The sequence below is a fragment of the Thalassoglobus neptunius genome, from assembly GCF_007859735.1.
GTDB lineage: Bacteria > Planctomycetota > Planctomycetia > Planctomycetales > Planctomycetaceae > Thalassoglobus > Thalassoglobus neptunius.
On sequence record NZ_SIHI01000028.1, the window covers coordinates 26,717 to 44,428 of the forward strand.

17 protein-coding genes are annotated in these 17,712 nt (G+C 52.3%); 4 read left to right on the forward strand and 13 right to left on the reverse strand.

The genetic code is table 11. The features are described 5' to 3' along the window. Window positions 1-9: 9 nt before the first annotated feature. From KOR42_RS20565 to KOR42_RS20575, 3 genes are all read right to left on the reverse strand, one after another. A complete protein-coding gene (locus KOR42_RS20565; protein ID WP_146511719.1) occupies window positions 10-195 on the reverse strand; it encodes a hypothetical protein in 186 nt (61 codons plus the stop codon). Beyond that, the gene (locus KOR42_RS20570) at window positions 192-971 is read right to left on the reverse strand and encodes an SIR2 family NAD-dependent protein deacylase (protein WP_146511720.1); all 780 of its coding nucleotides are present in this window, start codon (window positions 969-971) and stop codon (window positions 192-194) included. The genes KOR42_RS20565 and KOR42_RS20570 overlap by 4 nt, the downstream gene beginning before the upstream one ends. Before the next feature lie 73 nt (window positions 972-1,044). Beyond that, window positions 1,045-2,142: a leucine-rich repeat domain-containing protein gene (locus tag KOR42_RS20575; RefSeq protein WP_197441396.1), complete on the reverse strand. Its 1,098-nt coding sequence runs from the start codon at window positions 2,140-2,142 to the stop codon at window positions 1,045-1,047. A 185-nt stretch (window positions 2,143-2,327) separates the two neighbouring features. On the opposite strand from KOR42_RS20575, the gene KOR42_RS20580 reads away from it, so the two are divergent. Further along, complete coding sequence (locus KOR42_RS20580; protein WP_197441397.1) at window positions 2,328-2,753, forward strand: acyl-CoA thioesterase; 426 nt, start codon at window positions 2,328-2,330, stop codon at window positions 2,751-2,753. Here KOR42_RS20580 and truD read toward each other — a convergent pair. Beyond that, on the reverse strand, window positions 2,728-3,951 hold the full coding sequence (gene truD, locus KOR42_RS20585) for a tRNA pseudouridine(13) synthase TruD (protein ID WP_146511723.1): 1,224 nt from the start codon (window positions 3,949-3,951) through the stop codon (window positions 2,728-2,730). The two genes, KOR42_RS20580 and truD, sit on opposite strands and share 26 nt — an antisense overlap. A 153-nt stretch (window positions 3,952-4,104) precedes the next feature. On the opposite strand from truD, the gene KOR42_RS26895 reads away from it, so the two are divergent. Continuing rightward, window positions 4,105-4,275: a hypothetical protein gene (locus KOR42_RS26895; RefSeq protein WP_197441399.1), complete on the forward strand. Its 171-nt coding sequence runs from the start codon at window positions 4,105-4,107 to the stop codon at window positions 4,273-4,275. Between the two features lie 335 nt (window positions 4,276-4,610). On the opposite strand, the gene KOR42_RS20590 is transcribed toward KOR42_RS26895, so the two are convergent. Continuing rightward, the gene (locus KOR42_RS20590; protein WP_231741034.1) at window positions 4,611-5,042 is read right to left on the reverse strand and encodes a GNAT family acetyltransferase; all 432 of its coding nucleotides are present in this window, start codon (window positions 5,040-5,042) and stop codon (window positions 4,611-4,613) included. 320 nt (window positions 5,043-5,362) lie between these two features. Here KOR42_RS20590 and KOR42_RS20595 point away from each other — a divergent pair, with 320 nt between their 5' ends. Continuing rightward, window positions 5,363-6,121, forward strand: coding sequence for a PEP-CTERM sorting domain-containing protein (locus KOR42_RS20595; RefSeq protein ID WP_146511724.1), 759 nt, complete (start codon window positions 5,363-5,365; stop codon window positions 6,119-6,121). Window positions 6,122-6,446: 325 nt separating this feature from the next. Next, window positions 6,447-7,388: a prolyl oligopeptidase family serine peptidase gene (locus KOR42_RS20600; RefSeq protein WP_146511725.1), complete on the forward strand. Its 942-nt coding sequence runs from the start codon at window positions 6,447-6,449 to the stop codon at window positions 7,386-7,388. 112 nt (window positions 7,389-7,500) lie between these two features. Here the strand turns inward: KOR42_RS20600 and hisB are convergent, their stop codons facing one another. The 8 genes from hisB to KOR42_RS27465 form a co-directional block, all read right to left on the reverse strand. Next, window positions 7,501-8,091, reverse strand: coding sequence for an imidazoleglycerol-phosphate dehydratase HisB (hisB, locus tag KOR42_RS20605; RefSeq protein WP_146511726.1), 591 nt, complete (start codon window positions 8,089-8,091; stop codon window positions 7,501-7,503). A 58-nt stretch (window positions 8,092-8,149) separates the two neighbouring features. After that, window positions 8,150-9,109: a rhomboid family intramembrane serine protease gene (locus KOR42_RS20610; protein ID WP_146511727.1), complete on the reverse strand. Its 960-nt coding sequence runs from the start codon at window positions 9,107-9,109 to the stop codon at window positions 8,150-8,152. A 299-nt stretch (window positions 9,110-9,408) separates the two neighbouring features. Continuing rightward, window positions 9,409-11,019 carry a sulfite reductase subunit alpha gene (locus KOR42_RS20615; RefSeq protein ID WP_146511728.1) on the reverse strand — a complete coding sequence of 537 codons (1,611 nt, stop codon included), beginning with the start codon at window positions 11,017-11,019 and terminating at the stop codon, window positions 9,409-9,411. Window positions 11,020-11,092: 73 nt separating this feature from the next. Further along, entirely contained in the window at window positions 11,093-12,940 is a 1,848-nt protein-coding gene (locus tag KOR42_RS20620) for a NirA family protein (RefSeq protein ID WP_146511729.1), read from the reverse strand. Window positions 12,941-12,998: 58 nt separating this feature from the next. Beyond that, window positions 12,999-15,179, reverse strand: coding sequence for a molybdopterin oxidoreductase family protein (locus tag KOR42_RS20625; protein ID WP_231741036.1), 2,181 nt, complete (start codon window positions 15,177-15,179; stop codon window positions 12,999-13,001). Between the two features lie 62 nt (window positions 15,180-15,241). Further along, complete coding sequence (locus KOR42_RS27455) at window positions 15,242-16,369, reverse strand: dimethyl sulfoxide reductase anchor subunit family protein (RefSeq protein WP_231741037.1); 1,128 nt, start codon at window positions 16,367-16,369, stop codon at window positions 15,242-15,244. Continuing rightward, window positions 16,321-16,986, reverse strand: coding sequence for a 4Fe-4S dicluster domain-containing protein (locus KOR42_RS27460; protein ID WP_231741038.1), 666 nt, complete (start codon window positions 16,984-16,986; stop codon window positions 16,321-16,323). Before KOR42_RS27460 ends, KOR42_RS27455 begins: the two co-directional genes overlap by 49 nt. Window positions 16,987-17,505: 519 nt before the next feature. Then, the coding region (locus tag KOR42_RS27465; RefSeq protein ID WP_231741039.1) for a hypothetical protein at window positions 17,506-17,712 on the reverse strand (207 nt) is incomplete at its 5' end.

The following is a 17,712-nucleotide window of genomic DNA, read 5'->3' on the forward strand; positions in this document are numbered from 1 at the left end:
TCGCTCGACCTATCCACGTTCGATAGCTGTCATCGGTTTTCTGCCTTCGCCTGAAAACTCTTCTTCTCCTGAGAGTGACATTCGCTCGCTTGAACTCACAAGAATCCGTCCAATACTTCTCTCCCTCAAGGGAAGAACGACATCATTGGCGTCGGTTGTGACGTCATCAAATTGCCATCCGACACAGTCGTTCATTCCGTTTGATTCCAGTCGTGCAACACCTGATCGATGTTCGTCAAACTGGTTCCCAGGCTGTCCCGAATCACCACATCTGCTTGAGAGTCAAGGGGCGTTGGATCGCGATTGATGATCACCAACCGTGCGCCGAGTTGCTTTGCGCGTTCAGGGATTTCCGCAGCAGGATAGACGACAAGTGACAAGCCGAGGGCGAGAATCAGATCAGCCCGCATCGCCGAGTCCATCGCTGATTCCAACGTCTCCATGGGGAGTGCTTGACCAAACGAGACAGTGGCATGCTTCAGAAATCCGTTGCATCGAGGACATCGAGGAGCCCGATCGGTCTTGAGAAACTCCTCGACCCATGAGTCCGCGCGCCATCGCTCCTCACAGCTCAGACAACAGACCTCGCGTGCTGTGCCATGCAATTCCCAAATTTTGCGACTGCCAGCTTCAGCGTGTAAACCATCGATGTTCTGAGTGATCACGCCGTCAAGCATGCCCATCGATTCCCATCTCGCGAGAATCTGATGTGCGCAGTTGGGCTGCGCCCGTGCGAACTCAACATGAGTCTGCGACTTCTGCCGCCAGTATTCATGACGCTCGGATTCGGATCTCAGAAAGTCATCGAAGTAGACTGTCCGGTTCTTTGACCACACTCCCCCAGGAGATCGAAAATCGGGAATTCCACTCTCTGTCGAAATTCCCGCTCCGGTGAACGCGACGACTGATTTCGCCGACCGCATCCAATGAGCAACCTGTTCGATCGCACTCAAGCAATCCTGATCTCTCATTCGCGGCTCCATCGGAGATTCACCCGGATTCTTAATCGAACTCTTGCATTGGCGGCCACGTTCCGAAAGGAGTTCATTGAGTCGTCGTTCCTTCCGACTCAGATACAGTCACTCCCACGATTTCCGTATTCGGCAAATGCTCGTTCGCAGCCAATTCCAACGCTGCTCGACTGCAATCTGTGCCTGTGAGATCCAGCAATTTCAACTGTTTCATGGTTCGAATGGTGACGAGCGCATCGTTGGTCACACTCTGACATCCAGCGAGCTTGAGCGATTCGAGAGCCTTGAGTTTCTTGAGTGGAACAATCCCGGCATCGCCAATGTTGTTTGACGAAAGGTCCAACTCTCGAAGTTTCTGACAGCCTGAAATCGGTTCGAGCGCTCCGTCATGAACCCCGGAATTGGAAATCTTCAAGACTTCAAGATTGGTCAGGCGATCCGCTGTGCGAAAGCCATAGAACCCGAGTTGAGAGTCGGCAGCCGTTAATTCTTTCAAAGATTGAAAGCTTCCCTGTTCGACGAAAATCGCAAAGTCTTTCCCCCGTAAAACCTTGTTTCCATCCAGGTGAAGGACTTCGAGTTGAGGGATTTTTGCGAGCGAAGTGAAAACCTGATCAGAGATCCCGGTCTGACGCAAACTCAGAACTTTTAAACTCTTCATCTGCTTCAGAACATCACCGACGTCGTCTCCGACCTGAGTCGAATCCAGAATCAGCTCTTCCAACTGGTCGAGTCCAGCGAGCGCGTTCAACCCCGCACCGGAAATCGGAACCTTTGTCAAATTCAAGGAACGGAGATTGGAGAGCTTCGAAATGGGCTGAAGGTCAACATCTCCGAGCAAACCGCTTGTCAGGTCCAATGCTACGATCGTTTCCTGCCCTTCGGAGAGTTCACTGACCTCGGCAAGCTGCTGGGCAGTACGTTCCGGCGGAGGGAGTTCCTGAAAGGCTGCAACGATTTCTTCCGGAGATTTTTCTGCCGAGTCCGAAGACGGGTCCGCACTCGATTCTGAAGAAGACTGTTCCTCGCCGTCGGAAGTTTCCGCTGCGTGATCGGTTCCATCGCCTGAAGTTTCTCCTTCAGACGGAGGTCGTTGGCATCCAGAGATGAACAGAATGCTGACGCACAGAATCATGCCAATTCGATGGTGCGTTCGAGATCGTAATTTCACGGAAGGATTTCCCTCATGCTGAGAATAGATGCTCATCATATCGACCGCACGCCAAAGTGAAACACCGCCTGTCGAGAACTGTTCTTCAACAAGAGGGTACCACGAATTACCCTCTGAAGAGTTGCCAGTTCACCATTTGCGATCGAATGACACTCGCTCCGAAGAACAGATTCAGGAATTCAGGAATGCCACGCTACTTCGAGTTTTTGCACACAGTTCGCGAAGAAGATATCGACCCTCAGAATCATGCGAACAATGTGGTCTATCTCGAATGGTTGCAATCCGCAGCCATCGCTCACTCTGCCGAACAGGGTTGGTCAACGCAGCGTTATCGAGACAACGGATGGGCATGGGTCGTTCGCTCCCATTTCATTGAGTATCGCCGCCCGGCATTTCTGGGAGATTCGTTAACCATCCACACCTGGGTCGCGGATATGAAGAAATTCAGCTCTCTTCGCAAATACGAAGTTGTGTTCAGTGAGAGCGGGAAGCTTGTGGCACGAGCTGAGACGAACTGGGCTTTTGTCACGACCGAAGCTGGACGACTCATCGCGATTCCCGACGATGTTGCCGAAAGTTTCGAAGTCAGTCCGGATCGACCGAAGGCATGATCTGTTTGATCAACATGGTCGCGTAACTCCCTTTTGGAAGGGTGAACTTGAGTTCCAGCTTGTCTCGATTCTCGAAAAGGTCATCGTCGGAAAAACTCCAAGTGAGGTCATTGACCGGAACCGTCAACGCGCGCAACCCTCGTGAGAAGAAACGGTCTCGGGGCGTTTGAACCTTGATCGCTTCCAATTGCCATCCCAGCTTCTCCACTCCAGTTTGAACCATCTCAAGCACGTTCGGATCGTTGATTGTCTGTTTGAGCAAGCGAGCCGAAGGCAGCGGAATCTCGAGTTCCGAGAGGTCACCCATCATTTGTTTCTCGACCAGATCAGGACAGGCAAGCGCGCCTGTGACAATTTGGATCTCTCTTCGCGATTCATCCGGAAGCCTCTCGCGAATCAGACCATCGACAATGGCATTCCACAGATAGCTTTGAAATGCACTGAGACAGAGCCCTCGAAGATCCGCGTTCACACGTTCCCAGGCCCCCTTGAAGTCGCCGGGGCGATCATCCAGAAACGTCACGATACTTCGACGATGAGAACGTTCCAGCTCCTGCTTACACTGCGACCATTGATTCCAATGAGTTCGCAAGATTTCTCGCTGCTGACGTTCGTCTCGACCATCTTCTGCTCGCGGCTCTGCGAACATCAGCCACAATGCCCGTTCGTACTCGCGACGAATCCAGTGTTCAGCGATGAACGAATGACCGGGAATGAATGATCCGAATCTCTGGTCATCGAAATAGTTCGTAAGTCCGGTTGCTTGAACAACTGGCAGAGACTTCTCTGCTTGCAAACGTTCATTCTCAGTGACAGAACGCATCACCAATGAGAAGACATTGCCTTCGATATCATGAGCCGTCACAGCACGTTGAGCCTGACCCTGATACGAAATTGCAAAACTTTCAAAATCGAAATCACGCTGCGGCCCATGTTCGATCGTGATCACCTGAGATGTCTCAGCGTGTCGATCCTTGAGGCCCGCGTGATGAATACGTCGGCGATTGATCTTCAGGTCGCGCGCGAGTTTCTGCAGAACGTCAAGCGTCGTCCAACCGGACTTCTTCAGCCGATAGACTGCGAAACTCCCACTCCTTCCTACAGAGAGTGAATTGCGTTCGTCGACACAGAAGTCAGAAGGATGACAGCGAAGTTTCATGTGACAAGTCGGCTCGGTAAATCGGAAACAGTGTACCATTGGTGGCACACAATTTTTTTGAAAGGTTGACGGATTTTCAGTTGGCGAATCTCTGCGACCTGCGTTATAGTCCGACCTTCAAAGCAATTCAAAAGCATCGTTCGTCAGTCATCAATTCTGACAACTCAGCTTTCCCGCTCGTGGAGATTCCTAGTGCAAGAGCATCTTATCGAATTGTCGGTCGGTGAAACGTTTCAAGTAGGCGAGTACACAGTCACACTTCTCGATGTTGAAGGAGACGAACTCGCTTTGGAAATCATGGAGGACGGACAGGACGAAGGTGTACTCAGCTCAGGTGAAGTCCAGAATCGGGAACTGGTCTGATCAATTTCGAGTCGTTCAGACGAACACGATTGAAGACACGCACGGGTGGATGTTCTGTTGTCATCCACCCTCAATTCCTGTCGAGTCGATCACAGGTCTCCCTCAGTCTTCATTCGCTGAGAAAGAAGCTCCACACTCTACTCTTGTGGACTGGTTGCCATCAATGCGTATGAGGAATCAAGCCATTTCCTTGGTGAAATCGGAAGCTTTCTCCTCGCCTAAAGTCCAGGCAAGCGAAGCGTAAGGCCAGCCACGACAGAGTGATCGCCATGAGAAATGGATTGCGAAATCGATGCCAGCGCCCACTCCCATTCTCAGCTGAGTCTGTCAATTTCTCAGCTTTCACCTTCATCGATTCGTTTTCCCATGCTCACTCGCTGCTCGGTCTCGTAGCCAAGTGAATGATAAAATTCGACAATTTCTGCGTTGTCAGAGCGCACTTGCAAGTTGACTTTCGGACAACCAAGTTGCGCGAGTGCACCTTCAGTATGCTGGATCAGCAATCGTCCGATTCCCTGCCGTTGGCGAGTTGGCAAAACCGCCAGCGAGTAAATCCACCCGCGATGACCATCGTAGCCACCCATTGCCGTTCCAACGACCTCTCCTGAATCTTCAGCGACAAAAAAGAGACCGTCATCGTGTGCGCATTTTCGATCGATTGATGCGTCCGGATCATTGTGTCCCGTTGAGTTCGGAAAGACTACATTCCAAAGCAACACAACAGCATTTCGGTCTGAGCTTTGGTACTTTCGAACCTCAATGGACAAGTTTAGACTCCTCGATCTGCTCAAGTGCTTGTAGGCGAACTTTTAGGTGGAAATGTTGGCGAGTGACACCCCTTTGCAGGTGATCCGTCAAACAGCGGAGAACTCACGCTACTTTGCGATGGCTTCTTTTTCAATTCGCCTGCTGCGGCAACAGCTGTCTCACTCAATCACCTGCGAAGCTCATTCACGAAAACGTGGAGAGGCGTCATTCTTGAAGAAAAAAATTGCTTTGCCGGTTTCGATCCCGCAGACTCAAGCGTAGGCATTCTTGAAAGGTGCTGATCGGAGACGAACACAAGGTCTGCAAGCGAGGCGAAACGATGGACGACGCTCAATTCACTCTGCGCACTCTTCTCATCTCATTCCTCCCTCTTTTCATGAATGCTCAAGCAACAGCGAATTTCATCGATGCTGTCCCAGCCCGCCCCGGAACCCAGAGCTACAGTTGGTCAGAGCCAACGACAATCATGATTTTCATTCCGTCAGGTCTGACAGGGGCAGACCGAATGAACTTCGAAATGGGAATCAACTCCGTTGCGTCGATGCTCCCCAAAATCACAGTCCAGTTCAAGAATGGGGAACCTCCTGCGGGGACCACAAATTACGTCGACGTCGACATCAAACCAATGGAAACGGATCCCGGCGGATTCGGCGGCGGGTTTGTCCCGGACCCATTTCCTTCCGGCATGGACCATGTGAACATCACTGAGGGTTTCATTGAAATCTCCGGAGGTTCACTGGGACATTCAGCAGTGGCGCCGACGTTCATGAAAAATCTGGGCGCTCACGAATTTGGCCACGTTCTGGGTCTCGATGATGATCCACGCTCCAGCGGAATGCGGATGAATGTGATGGACCCGGATTTCAATCTCATTGACGATGGCATGGGAACCGTCATTCGCGCCGACCCTTTCGTCGGACTCTCAAAACGCGACAAAATGATGCTCAGCAGTCACTACATGATTTCCGTTCCAGAGCCCTCCACGTGGATTCTGGCAAGCCTTGGCTTCGTGTCGTTGCTGCTTGTAAACCGAAAACAGATCTCCTGCAGACGAGCACTCTCAACCGATCAGATGTAGCGGACAACCTCGTCCCCAAATCTTTTGAACGAATCCGTTCTCAATAAAACTCGATCCCCGACTGCCCGGGTCAGATGAGTGAGATCGAGGAACGTCTTGAAACGAAGATGCCCGAAGCAGCACCTTCTTCGCTTCGACTTCAAGCAGGATAATCAGGAACAACGGGTGGTCCATTTGCGACGCTTCACACAGGCCGGTATTCTCGAAGTGTGTCCCGGGCCGTGAAGCGCATCAGCGGGGACGGAATCCGATTACGGTCCGCGTGAAACGAGAGACCTCCTTGTCGATCCAGTATCTCAATCCATCTCAAACGGAAAACCTTTCGATGTCCCGAATTTCTTTCCTGCAGCGTGTTGGAATTCCATCAGCGACTCGGATGATGGCGTTCCTCATCTTGTGCACTCAAGTTTTGTCCGCAGAACCTCCTGTCGCAAGCAGCGAAGAACGACCGCTGGTCGTTGCCGACGTGGTCTATGGACACAAAGACGGGCTCGCCATGACGTTCGATATTTTCCGCCCCGATACCGAATCAACTGGTAGACCTGCCAATGGAGCGGCGATTGCGTTTATGGTGAGCGGAGGTTGGTATTCAAAATGGACTCCCCCGCAGCAGGCTCAAGCATTCTTTCAACCCTATCTGAATGAAGGCTATACGGTCTTCGCCGTCCGTCATGGAAGCAGCCCGGTTTACGGAATTCCCGATGCCGTTTCGGATGTTCAACGCGCAATCCGATTCATCCGTTTGAACTCTTACGACTTCGGAATCGCCCCCGATCGAATTGGAGTGATGGGAATGAGCGCCGGTGGACACCTTTCACTCATGCTGGCAACAACAGGGGATGACGGAGACCCGGCCGCTGTCGATCCAGTGTTGCGCACAGGAAATCGCGTCGCAGCCGTTGCCGCACTCGTTCCTCCATCCGACCTCCGCGTTGCCGTCTGGGAGGCGGAAGAGTCACTCCCCGCGTATCGCAACTTCCCCGCTCTGAACCTGAGCGTCGAAGAGGCTGCCAAGTATTCTCCGCTTCTCTTTGTCACCTCCGATGATGCTCCAGCCCTGATCATCTCCGGAACGCTCGACGACCTCGTTCCGCCTCGACACGGTGAATGGATCGCTGCCGAATACGAAAAGAACAAACTCGACCATCAGCTACTTTTGCTGGAAGCCAATCACGGTTTGAATGGCAAACAAGCAGAAGCCTTCCAGGCTGTCATCGGGTGGTTCAACGAACATCTTCTCGAATCCGACTCGTCATCAGACAACTAACACGCACAGCTTGGAGCGAAGATTCAAGAAACTCGCCCAAGCCAACGGAGCAAACGGAGCAAACGTCGAACGATTGGAATCCAAGCGAACGCAGAGAGACCACAACAACGGATTACAGCACGCCTTTGGAAGACGGGACACCGGTTTGTCGAGGATCGATTGAAACAGCTGTCCGCAGTGCGCGGGCTGTCGCTTTGAAGAAGCCTTCGGCGATGTGGTGGCTGTTCTTGCCGTGATGAAGGACAAGATGCAAATTCATCAAAGCATTCGCAGCGACCGCTTGCCAAAACACTTCAACGAGTTGTGAATCGAACGTCCCGATCTTCTCCGTCGGAATCTCATAACTGTCCACGAACCAGTATCGGCCACTCAAATCGAGAGCAGAAGTGACCAGAGTCTCCTCCATCGGAAGCGTCATCGACCCGTAGCGTGTGATTCCCTTTTTGTCGCCGACGGCCTGCCGAATCGCCTGTCCTAAACAGATTCCCGTATCTTCAACGGTATGGTGATCATCGACATCCGTATCTCCCACAGCTTTGACTGTGAGATCGAACAATCCATGCTTGGTAAAGAGTTCAAGCATATGGTTGAAAAAGCCGACTCCCGTATCGATAGACGCCTTGCCTGACCCGTCGAGATCAAGTGTCAGTTCGATCTGCGTTTCGCCTGTGGTCCGTTGAATCGTTGCTGCGCGCTGGGACATGCCGTTTTCCGAATGTGTGTTTCTCAACTGAAGGATCAGACAAGTATCGCGATCCCAGTCATTCCGTCGACCACATTTGGCCAAAACCTTGAGAATTCCTCGCGATCAGAAAATTGACTGACCGAACGAATCGTTGGAATCGAAAATCAGCTTCCGCGGGATCAGTCGGACAGCGATAAAGCGTCGGCGCGATCAGATCATCGTCGGAGAGTTCAGATTGGCAGTAGACCCAAGCATTCTCCGGGACCTCTTCAGAATCATCTGCGTAGTTGTATTGAATCGGCTGGGAACTTAATTCTTCTTTCGCAGCCCGCTCTTTCGCGGTTGCAATTCTCAACTCTCCGGCTCGCTCGATAAGTTGGGCATCGTTCTCATCGAGCATCCAGCACAGAATCATTCCGATGAAGAATCCGCTCAGGTGACACATCCATCCCACACCCGGTTCGGAGGGATCGCTGGTGAAGTGACCCCAATATTGCATCCCCAGCCAAAACGCCCCGAACAGCCACGCGGGCATCGTGAACACAAACCCACGAATAATGAAGAAGAAAAGCATCTTGAATTTCGTCGCCATCCCGAACTTGAACAGGTAGGCGCCAAATAGTCCAGAGATCGCTCCACTCGCTCCAATGCACGGAATCTCCGAAGAGAAATCCATCGATGCCTGAGCAACTCCGGAGAGCAATCCCGAACCGATATAAAGAGGGGCGAAACGAAACCATCCCAAAGAAGCTTCGAGCGACCACATCAGCGTCCACAGGAAAATCATGTTCCCGAGGAAATGCATGAATCCGCCATGAACGAACATCGACGTAAACAAACCAACGACTTTCCCCTGAGAGAGATCCGTCGGCACGCACCCCCAGTCGTTAAAGAATTGAACCGTCGTCCGCATTGTGTGATCGTCGAATCCCAACCGAGCGGTATAAATCCACACGTAGGCGTTGAGAACAATGAGAGCGAATCCGGTGATGGGAAGGTGCTCTTTGTCGACATTGTCGCTGAGGGGGATCAACATGAGATCGGGGGGAATCGTCTAGGTTGAGAAAATGCGTCTGACAGGCTCGACAGCCCACTTCCCAACCCTATTTCATACCTGACGACGACGTCGCCGACTCAACTCAGCAGACCGCACTGAAGCGGAGAGACGATTCCGGTTACAGCGAACATTCCGGATGTAGACACATCGAAATGTCACATCACGCGCTCACATCGCAACTTCTCATCGACCGCATTCGAATCAAATTTGTGAAATGACCGATAAGAAAGTTGCCGAACAAGCCGCTGCAGAACGATTCCTCCCGCCGGAACGGGGAATTAATAGACATCTCGACAGTATCGCTTTTCCTTCGCGAGTCGAGAGAGAAACGCCGTCGCGTCCGCTTCGCTGAGCCCGCCGTGCTCGCATGCAATTTCCTTCAGTGTTCGATCGACATCCACAGCCATTCTTTTCGCATCGCCGCACACGAAGAAGTGCGCCCCCGAATTCAGCCACTTCCACAGTTCGGCTCCACGCTCACGCATGCGGTCTTGAACATACACTTTTTCTTGCTGATCCCGACTGAAAGCAACGTCGAGTTGGCCTAACAGTCCGCTTTCGCGCAGGCTCTCCAATTCGTCGCGATAAAGAAAGTCGCAAGACGCTTTCTGGTCTCCGAAGAACAACCAGTTTTCGCCGGAAGCTTTCCGAGCTTGTCGCTCTTGCAGGAATGCCCGGAACGGAGCAATGCCAGTTCCTGGCCCGACCATAATCATCTTCGCGTGAGGATCTTCAGGGACAGTAAATCCATGCGACCGATGAACGAACACCCGGACTGTACTTCCGATCGCCATTCGATCAGAGAACATTGTCGACGCGACTCCTTTTCGAATCCGGTTCCGAAACTCCCAACCGACGCGCCCGACGGTCAAATGAACTTGATTCGGATGAGCCTTCAAAGAACTGCTGATCGAGTACAACCGCGGCTTCATGGGTGAGAGAGAATAGACCAATTCCTCCGCAGTAAGTTTCGCCGAACTGAATTGCCGCAAGAGATCGAGAACATCCCATCCGCTGATGTCTTCGTCATCATCGATGTAATGTTCAAGGAGTTTGGCTTCGCTCAAATTCCCACCCTTTGAAATCATCGCGGTGAGCAACTCCTCGGTGATCTCTGTCAGGCAATAGTGGTCTGTCAGTGCTTCCACAAGCGAGACAGACTTGCCATCGACTGACACGGATTCATCCCCGGTGGCTCGCAACTCGTTGATGATCTCGGTGACAAGTTCTGAACAGTTGGTGGGGTACACCCCGAGCGAATCACCGACTTCATAGGTGATGCCACTCCCGCTGAGATCGATCTCAACATGCGACGTCCGCTTCGCAGACTCCGTTCCGTTCAGATTTCGAATCGCAGCGATTTTCGCCGGAAAAGGATTCGTCCGAGAGTATCCCTGTTCCGCCGCCTTTCCATTCCCATTGGTTGCGGTTCCATTTCCATTCGTTGCAGAACTCTTTCCGTTCGCGGCCCCGACGGAACCGACATTGAGCGAAACAAGTTCTTTTAGTTTCTTCGCAGTCGCAGAACCTCCAGGTGAACAGAGTTTCAAGCTTTTCTCTTCTCCGTTCACGATCGCTTCAGCGTATCGTTGACAGTCGTACCCACACGACCCGCAATCGAGTTGGGCCATCGCTGCCATGAGTTGACGCTCAACCGGACGGTCCTTCGCCATCTCGAGTCGCTCTTCCATCTCAATGGCGGGATCATGCCACGGATGGTCCTCTTCCTCAACTTCTTCTTCCTCGACATGCGGAATTGCATCCATCACAGACAGTCCGCCGCCCTGATCTTGAATTCCGAGCCATCCCGACAGAAATCCGTCGAGCCAGGCTCGCTGTTCATCTGAAAACGGAGCACTTTCCGGAAGTAGGGAGACAGGTGCCATCATGGTTCTCCATTTTGGAAGTTACAAACTGTAATTCTATAACTTGTTATAAAAACCTGAATATTGACAGTGAGTTTTAAGTCGCGCCTACAACAGGTTCGACAACCGAACGAAGCGCATCCAATTCGTGGCGATTCGCGAACTGGGCAAACGTTTCGCCTGACTCACGTTCGTCGAGGTAGTACTCAAGCAAGCGTTCAATCAGTGGCGAAATGTCCGAGAACGCGACTCCCGAATACAATTGACGTCCAATTGCCTGGGAGGATGCATAGCCTCCGCCCACAACGATTTCGTAACCTTCCACCATCTCTTCGCCGTCTTCGACTTTCGTTCCTCGCATTCCGATGTCGCCGATGTAATGCTGAGCACAACTATTCGGGCATCCTGTAAAATGGATATTAATCGGAACATCTAAATCAATCCGTTCTTCGAGATAGTTCGCCAGATACATTGCCTGCCCCTTTGTATCTGCCGCTGCGTACTTGCACCCTTTATTCCCTGTACACGCGACAAGACCACTACGGATCGAAGAAGCACTCCAATCGAGTCCAAGGTCAACAATCTCCTGTTTGACAGCTTCAATGTCCGCTTCGTCGATGTCCGGAAGAATAAGGTTCTTCCAGACCGTTAATCGAATTCGACCGGAACCGTATTTCTCCGCGATTCGTGCCAGTCCTCGCGTCTGCTCGCTGGTCGATCGCCCCACTGGGAAAATGACCCCAACGTAATATTGATTGTCTTGTCGCTGCGGATGAACTCCCACATGCGCCCATCGATCCGGTGGAAGCGGAGCGACAAACTGATCGGACGCCACACGGGGCAGGGGACGTCCCATTTCTTCTTCGACAGCTGTTAGGAATTTGTCGAATCCCCAATCGTCGAGAACATATTTCAGACGGGCTTTCTCCCGATCCGTTCGATCTCCGGCTCTGAGAAAAACTCGAAGAACCGCATCCGCGACAGGGATACAGTTTTCGTGCCGCAAAAGCACTCCGGTCGAGCGTGCGAAGTCTTCGTGTCCGGTAATTCCACCGAGCGCCAATCGAAAATAGACTCCCTCGGGGAATTCTTCAGACGCCAATTCTTCCGTCACCGAGACAGCTTGAAATGCGAGATCGTTCGTCTCGTCCAGCGTTGGAATCTCTCCACCGCCATCAAAACTGATATTGAACTTCCGAGGAAGACGATAGAGATCGCGTGTGTTGAGGATGTGATGATGCATCGCTTTCGCGAGTGGGAGTGTTTCGCACAACTCACGAGGGTCGATTCCACTCGTCGCAGAACAAGTGATGTTTCTTACGTTGTCCGCTCCGGCCCCTTTGTTCACGAGACCGAGATCGACGAGTCCTTCAAGCAACTCACATCCCCGACTCGCAGGAATCTCACGGATCTGCAAATTTCCCCGAGTTGTCAGATCGACGTATCCGCCGCCACACCGATCGGAGAGATCAGCGACTCCGCGCAGCTGCCAGCTTGAGAGATCTCCGCCAGCGATGCGAAGCCGGCACATGAACGAATTCTGATTGGGAGCGACATAAAACAATCCGTGAAACTTGTAGAGGAAAACATCATCCCCTTTGGGAAACTTGTCTTCCGCCGCAGCTTGTCTCATCTCCGCCCACATCGAGAAGGGGTCCTTCTCACGCTTGGCCTTCTCTTCTTTCGAGAGTTTCTTGCCCGCACTTAAGAACTGATTTTGTGCGACCGTCTGCACATCTTCCGGATTGTTAGAACCATCGGTGATCTTCGCCCCTTGAGGCCCGAGTTCCAAAGCGAGTCCCGGCGGCCCGCCACCTTGAACACCAGCAATTCCGCTGTTTGAGATAATCGGAAGCCCTTGCACCTTACGGGCTACGTCGGATCCCATCGCGAATCCCTGAAGAAAGTTCTTCTGAGAGTCAGTAAATTCTTTTTCTGACGCCATAACTTACACCGACTTTATAATGACAAATCCGTTAAACAAATCGTAAGGTGCCACGCGTTTAATTTTGGCGAGCTGAAGCGGTCGAGCTTGAGTCTTTCGAGATTCGAACAGCACATGACTTATATGATGGCTGTTTAGAATACGGATCGAAAACCGCATCCGTTAGTTGATTCGTGCCTTCATAGTGCATGGGAATAAAAAGTTGCCCGGCGGAGACAGAACGCGTGAGCAGCGTCATTGCTCTCATTCGCCCTCGCTGTGATTCAATGATGACCCACTCGTTGGGGCGAATCCCAAGTTGGCGTGCGTCACTTGGATTCAGTTCCACAAACGGATCGATGGGATAAAGCTTCTTAAGAACCGCTGAGCGTGAGGAGCGAGTTTGTGTATGCCATTGAGAAGCAGAACCGCGACCTGTCAAAAGCACGAACGGGTACTTCTCAGAGACAGGTTCCGAAAGTGACTTCGGAGGTTCGAAAAGAAACTTCGCTCGGCCGCTCGGAGTAGAAAACTTGCCGTCAGAGAACAGGCGACGCTCTTGATCAAATTCAGTCACTCCCTCGCTGAGTGGCCACTGTATTCCACCGTTGGCTTCGATCATTTCATAATCAGCAGTCCCGGTGATGTCACAGGGCATATCGCGAGTGCATTCTTTAAGAAGCTGGAAGACCTTCTCAGGCGAGTCCCAGTTGGCGAACATTTCTCCGCAGCCATAGGATTCTGCGATCAGTCGAAAAATGCTGAAGTCTGAAAGTGCCTGTACCGGTGCACGTCGGACTTTCTTGATGACTCCGAATCGTCGTTCGGAATTGACGAATGTCCCTTCTTTCTCGCCCCATCCGGCAGCAGGCAGAACGAGATCCGCCATCTGTGCCGTTTCGGTATCGTGATACATGTCCTGAACGACCAGAAAATCAAGTCGGTCGAGAATGTCCCGCGCGAGATTCTGGTTAATCCAGGAATGGGCTGTGTTTGTACAAATGACCCACAAACCGCGAATCTTCTTCTTCAGAATACCTTCCATGATTTCGTTGTACGCCCAACTCCCTTCGGACGGGATTCGTTCGGCGTCAATGTTCAGGATGGAAGCAACTTTCTTCCGGTGCTCAGCGTTTGCGAAGTCGTGGCCTCCGAGCAGATTCGTCGTGTTGCTGAACAACCGCGATCCCATCGCATTGCATTGGCCGGTGATTGAATTGGCACCCGTTCCAGGCCGTCCGAGGTTTCCTGTCATCAGTGCAACATTGATGATCGCCTGAGCTGTGCGGACCCCCTGATAGCTCTGATTGACAACCATCGTCCACCAGAAACTGCATCGCTTGCGCTCATGAATCGTCTCGGCAAACCGTTCGATCTGTTCGGGCTTTAAGCCTGTTTCCCCAGCAACACGAGAGACCGTATAGTCGTCGACAAAGGTTGCGAATTCGTTGAATCCATCGGTCGAGTCCGAAACGAATTTCTGATCAATCCATCCGTTTCGAATCAGAATTCGGGCGACTCCATAGAACAGTGACTGATCAGACTTCGGAGCGATCGCGAGATGCTGCGTCGCGTACATGGCCGTTTCTGTCGAACGCGGATCGACGACGATGATCTCCGGAGAACAACCATTCCGCATCACCCGTTCCCACATAATCGGGTGAGCGATGCACGGATTGGAGCCAACAAACGTCAGGCAGTCGGACTCTTCAAAGTCTGCGTAGGTATACGGAGGAGCATCGAAACCGAAAGCTTGCTTGTAAGCCACGACGGCGGTCGCCATACATTGCCGGGTGTTTCCGTCGCCGTGTTTGATCCCCATTCCAAATTTTGTCAGCGCCCCGAGAAACGCCATCTCTTCACAGGGGATTTGCCCGGTACTGAGAAACGCGACGGATTCCGTCCCGTAATCTTTTTGAATCGATTGAAATCGCCCCGTGAATTCTCGCAAGGCGACTTCCCAGTCAACGGCAACAAATTCACCGGACGCATTTTTGAGAAGAGGAGTCGTTGCCCGATTGGGAGCATCGAGGACGGTCAGGGCTTCCCAACCTTTCGGACACGCCATCCCGAGATTCACCGGATACTCAGTCGTCGGCGTCAAGTTGATGCCGACATTATCTTGAAGATGCACCCGCAAACCACAGCCGGTCGAACAGTAACCGCAGACCGTTTGAGTTGTCCCGTTGGGAGCAAGACTGGCGGGGACCTGTCCGAGTCCATGAATTCCCGGTTCACGCAAGAGCTCTCGCGTTAGCACTCCGTCTTTTTAATGGAGGAGTGAGAATCCGGGGAGCTTGCGAAGCTGATCGATGAGAGTTGTCATCCTCGAACTCCTCCTGGCATACGTGGAGCGGAAACGGCCGCGAAGAACAGGTAGCGTTCGAGAAACTCTCCCGTGAGGCAGAGTGCCCAAATTCCAAATGCGACAGCGAGCAGTCCACCGTTGACGCTCGACATTTCAGCAAACTGATTGAGAAGCAACGTTGGCAAAAGAACTCCGCCAATCGCTCCGACAGCGAAACGAGTGACCGTCAACCAGCGGAGGGGTCCTGCACAGAGCATCGCGGATCGTTTCATCGGTGTGTATCGGAAATCAAGCAGGTATCGAAACAACATCGCGTCGTAAACAAGCTTCACAGTGGCTCCCAGAATTAGAGCACGTGATAATGGAATCAGCAGGTGATCCGCGAGAGAAGAGAACGCGATGCTCGGCTGCATTAGCGGCATTGCAAACGCGGTCAACATCGTCGTCGCCACACCCAGCACAACGCTGGTCAGCAAGAATCGAATCAGTGTCCGATCAAAGTTCCAGAACTCACGCTTGGTGAAGACATAGATCATGACCGAACAGAGAACTCCCACGAATCCGGTCGCAGCCACGAGGACGCCAAGAGGGGGCAGGGCAGCTGAGATCCAAACATCCGGTACAGGAAGTTTCAATGGAGGCTTCAGAGTCAACCATGTGAAGAGGGAATAGGTCACCGCCAATCCCGCAAAGAGACCGAACGCCACGATTTCCCGACTGAGCCATGAGTGTCGAAATCCAAGGATTCCGCGAAATGCATATTGTGGCCGCCCGAGGTGCAACGTGCTCGCAGCCAGAGCGAGCACACCGAAAACCAAAGCGTTCGTTGCCTGCAACGGTCGAAACAGATCGAGCAGGTTTGAACCGGTCGTCGCGTCAATCGCACACCCGACCGTAAATGCTCCGACCGAGAGTTGGGTCAGAACAAGCATGATAATTAAAGGCAGATGCGGATGCTGTGCGCTAATCGAAAAGTAGTCCGCCGGCAACGTGTTCCGCGGGAAGACCCGAGAAGTCTTGTAGTTCGTTGTTGGCAATGTGAGATAAGGTTCCGGCGCCGCAGGCAGAAATGAATCCGCTTCCGCGTTCTCTTTCACCGTCTCGAATTGACGACTTTGATCGAGATCGCTTCGTGCGGACAAGCTTGCACACAGGCCGGTGCTTCTCCAACATCAAGCCGACTCGAGCACATGTCGCACTTCCGAACGATTCCCTTTTTGCTGTGATATTTGGGAACGTTGTATGGGCAGGCGAGCGTGCAGTACTGACATCCGAAACATTGATCGTCCAGATGTCGAACGATTCCCGTTTGGGGATCTTTCTCGTATGCATTCACCGGACAAGCTGTCAGACAGCCCGGCTCAACACAGTGATGACAGGCGGTCGTCACATGTTGCATCACAGGATTCGATTCAGTCCCGCCGATCAACAACCCGACGTCGCGCCAGGTCTCGGACTCATCGAGTCCGTTGAGCGAATGGCAAGCGGTGACGCAAGCTTTGCACCCCGAACATCGATCGAGTTCGACTTCGAAGGCATATTGCTCTCCCTCTCCCGGAACCGAAACCGGCATGAGTTTCGAGTAGTAGCGAGACTGAGAAGGAGCAGATTCCTGATCATGATTGATCGAAAATTCTTCGACCGCTGTCAACGTCTTCTGTTCATCCAGAAGTCGCGTCAGCAGTCCCCCTGACGATGACGACACCGGATCGTCACCTTCAAAATCTTCGAGTGTCAGAGGACGTGTTGTCGTCACCATTTCTGGAGCAATTCATTCAGTTCCATGAGGAGTCGCATCCAGGGATTCCAAGTCCGATTTGCGTATTCCCTCCGTTTCGGAACTGCGAATTAGCAAGTCACATACCGCTCAGCCGGGGAGAGCGCCCTCCATGGATGGGATCACGAATCGACAACTCCGGCGTCGCAAGGAAATTGTCGTCAAAGAACGTGTTTCAGCGTCGATCCCGAACGCCCGTCGTGTCATTCACTCGAATTGGCGAACTTCAAGAGGCATGCCCGCCCCACAAACCCATCCAAACCTGCCGATCGGTTTTCTGGACATTTTCGTCCGAATTCAGCAATTCTGCTGCACAACTGGGCATAACGGTCGCACCACTTGTAGGAGTGTTCCGATTATTCCGGTTTCTGCGAGAAATCATTCTTGATCGATTCATTCTATTTCGAACTTCTGCAGCAATCGCATCAACTACGCCGATTCGAACCCTCGACAATGCCCTGTGAAGGTGAGCGTCAACATTGCAGCTTTTGCATGGCGCGTTCAACGGATTGGCTCATCTTCAGCGGAAATAGAGACGGAGTGAATCAATGCTACGCCGAGTGGTTTGTTCTCTTGCCATTTGTAGACATCGGTTAGAAAACGTAGCGCTCGACGGGCGAAAAACGGAGCGCTGTTGTTGATAAGGAACCCGGTGGAGGGATGTGAGCGTCTCGGCCGGGAGTGTCGGTACAGGTTATTTCGTCTTTG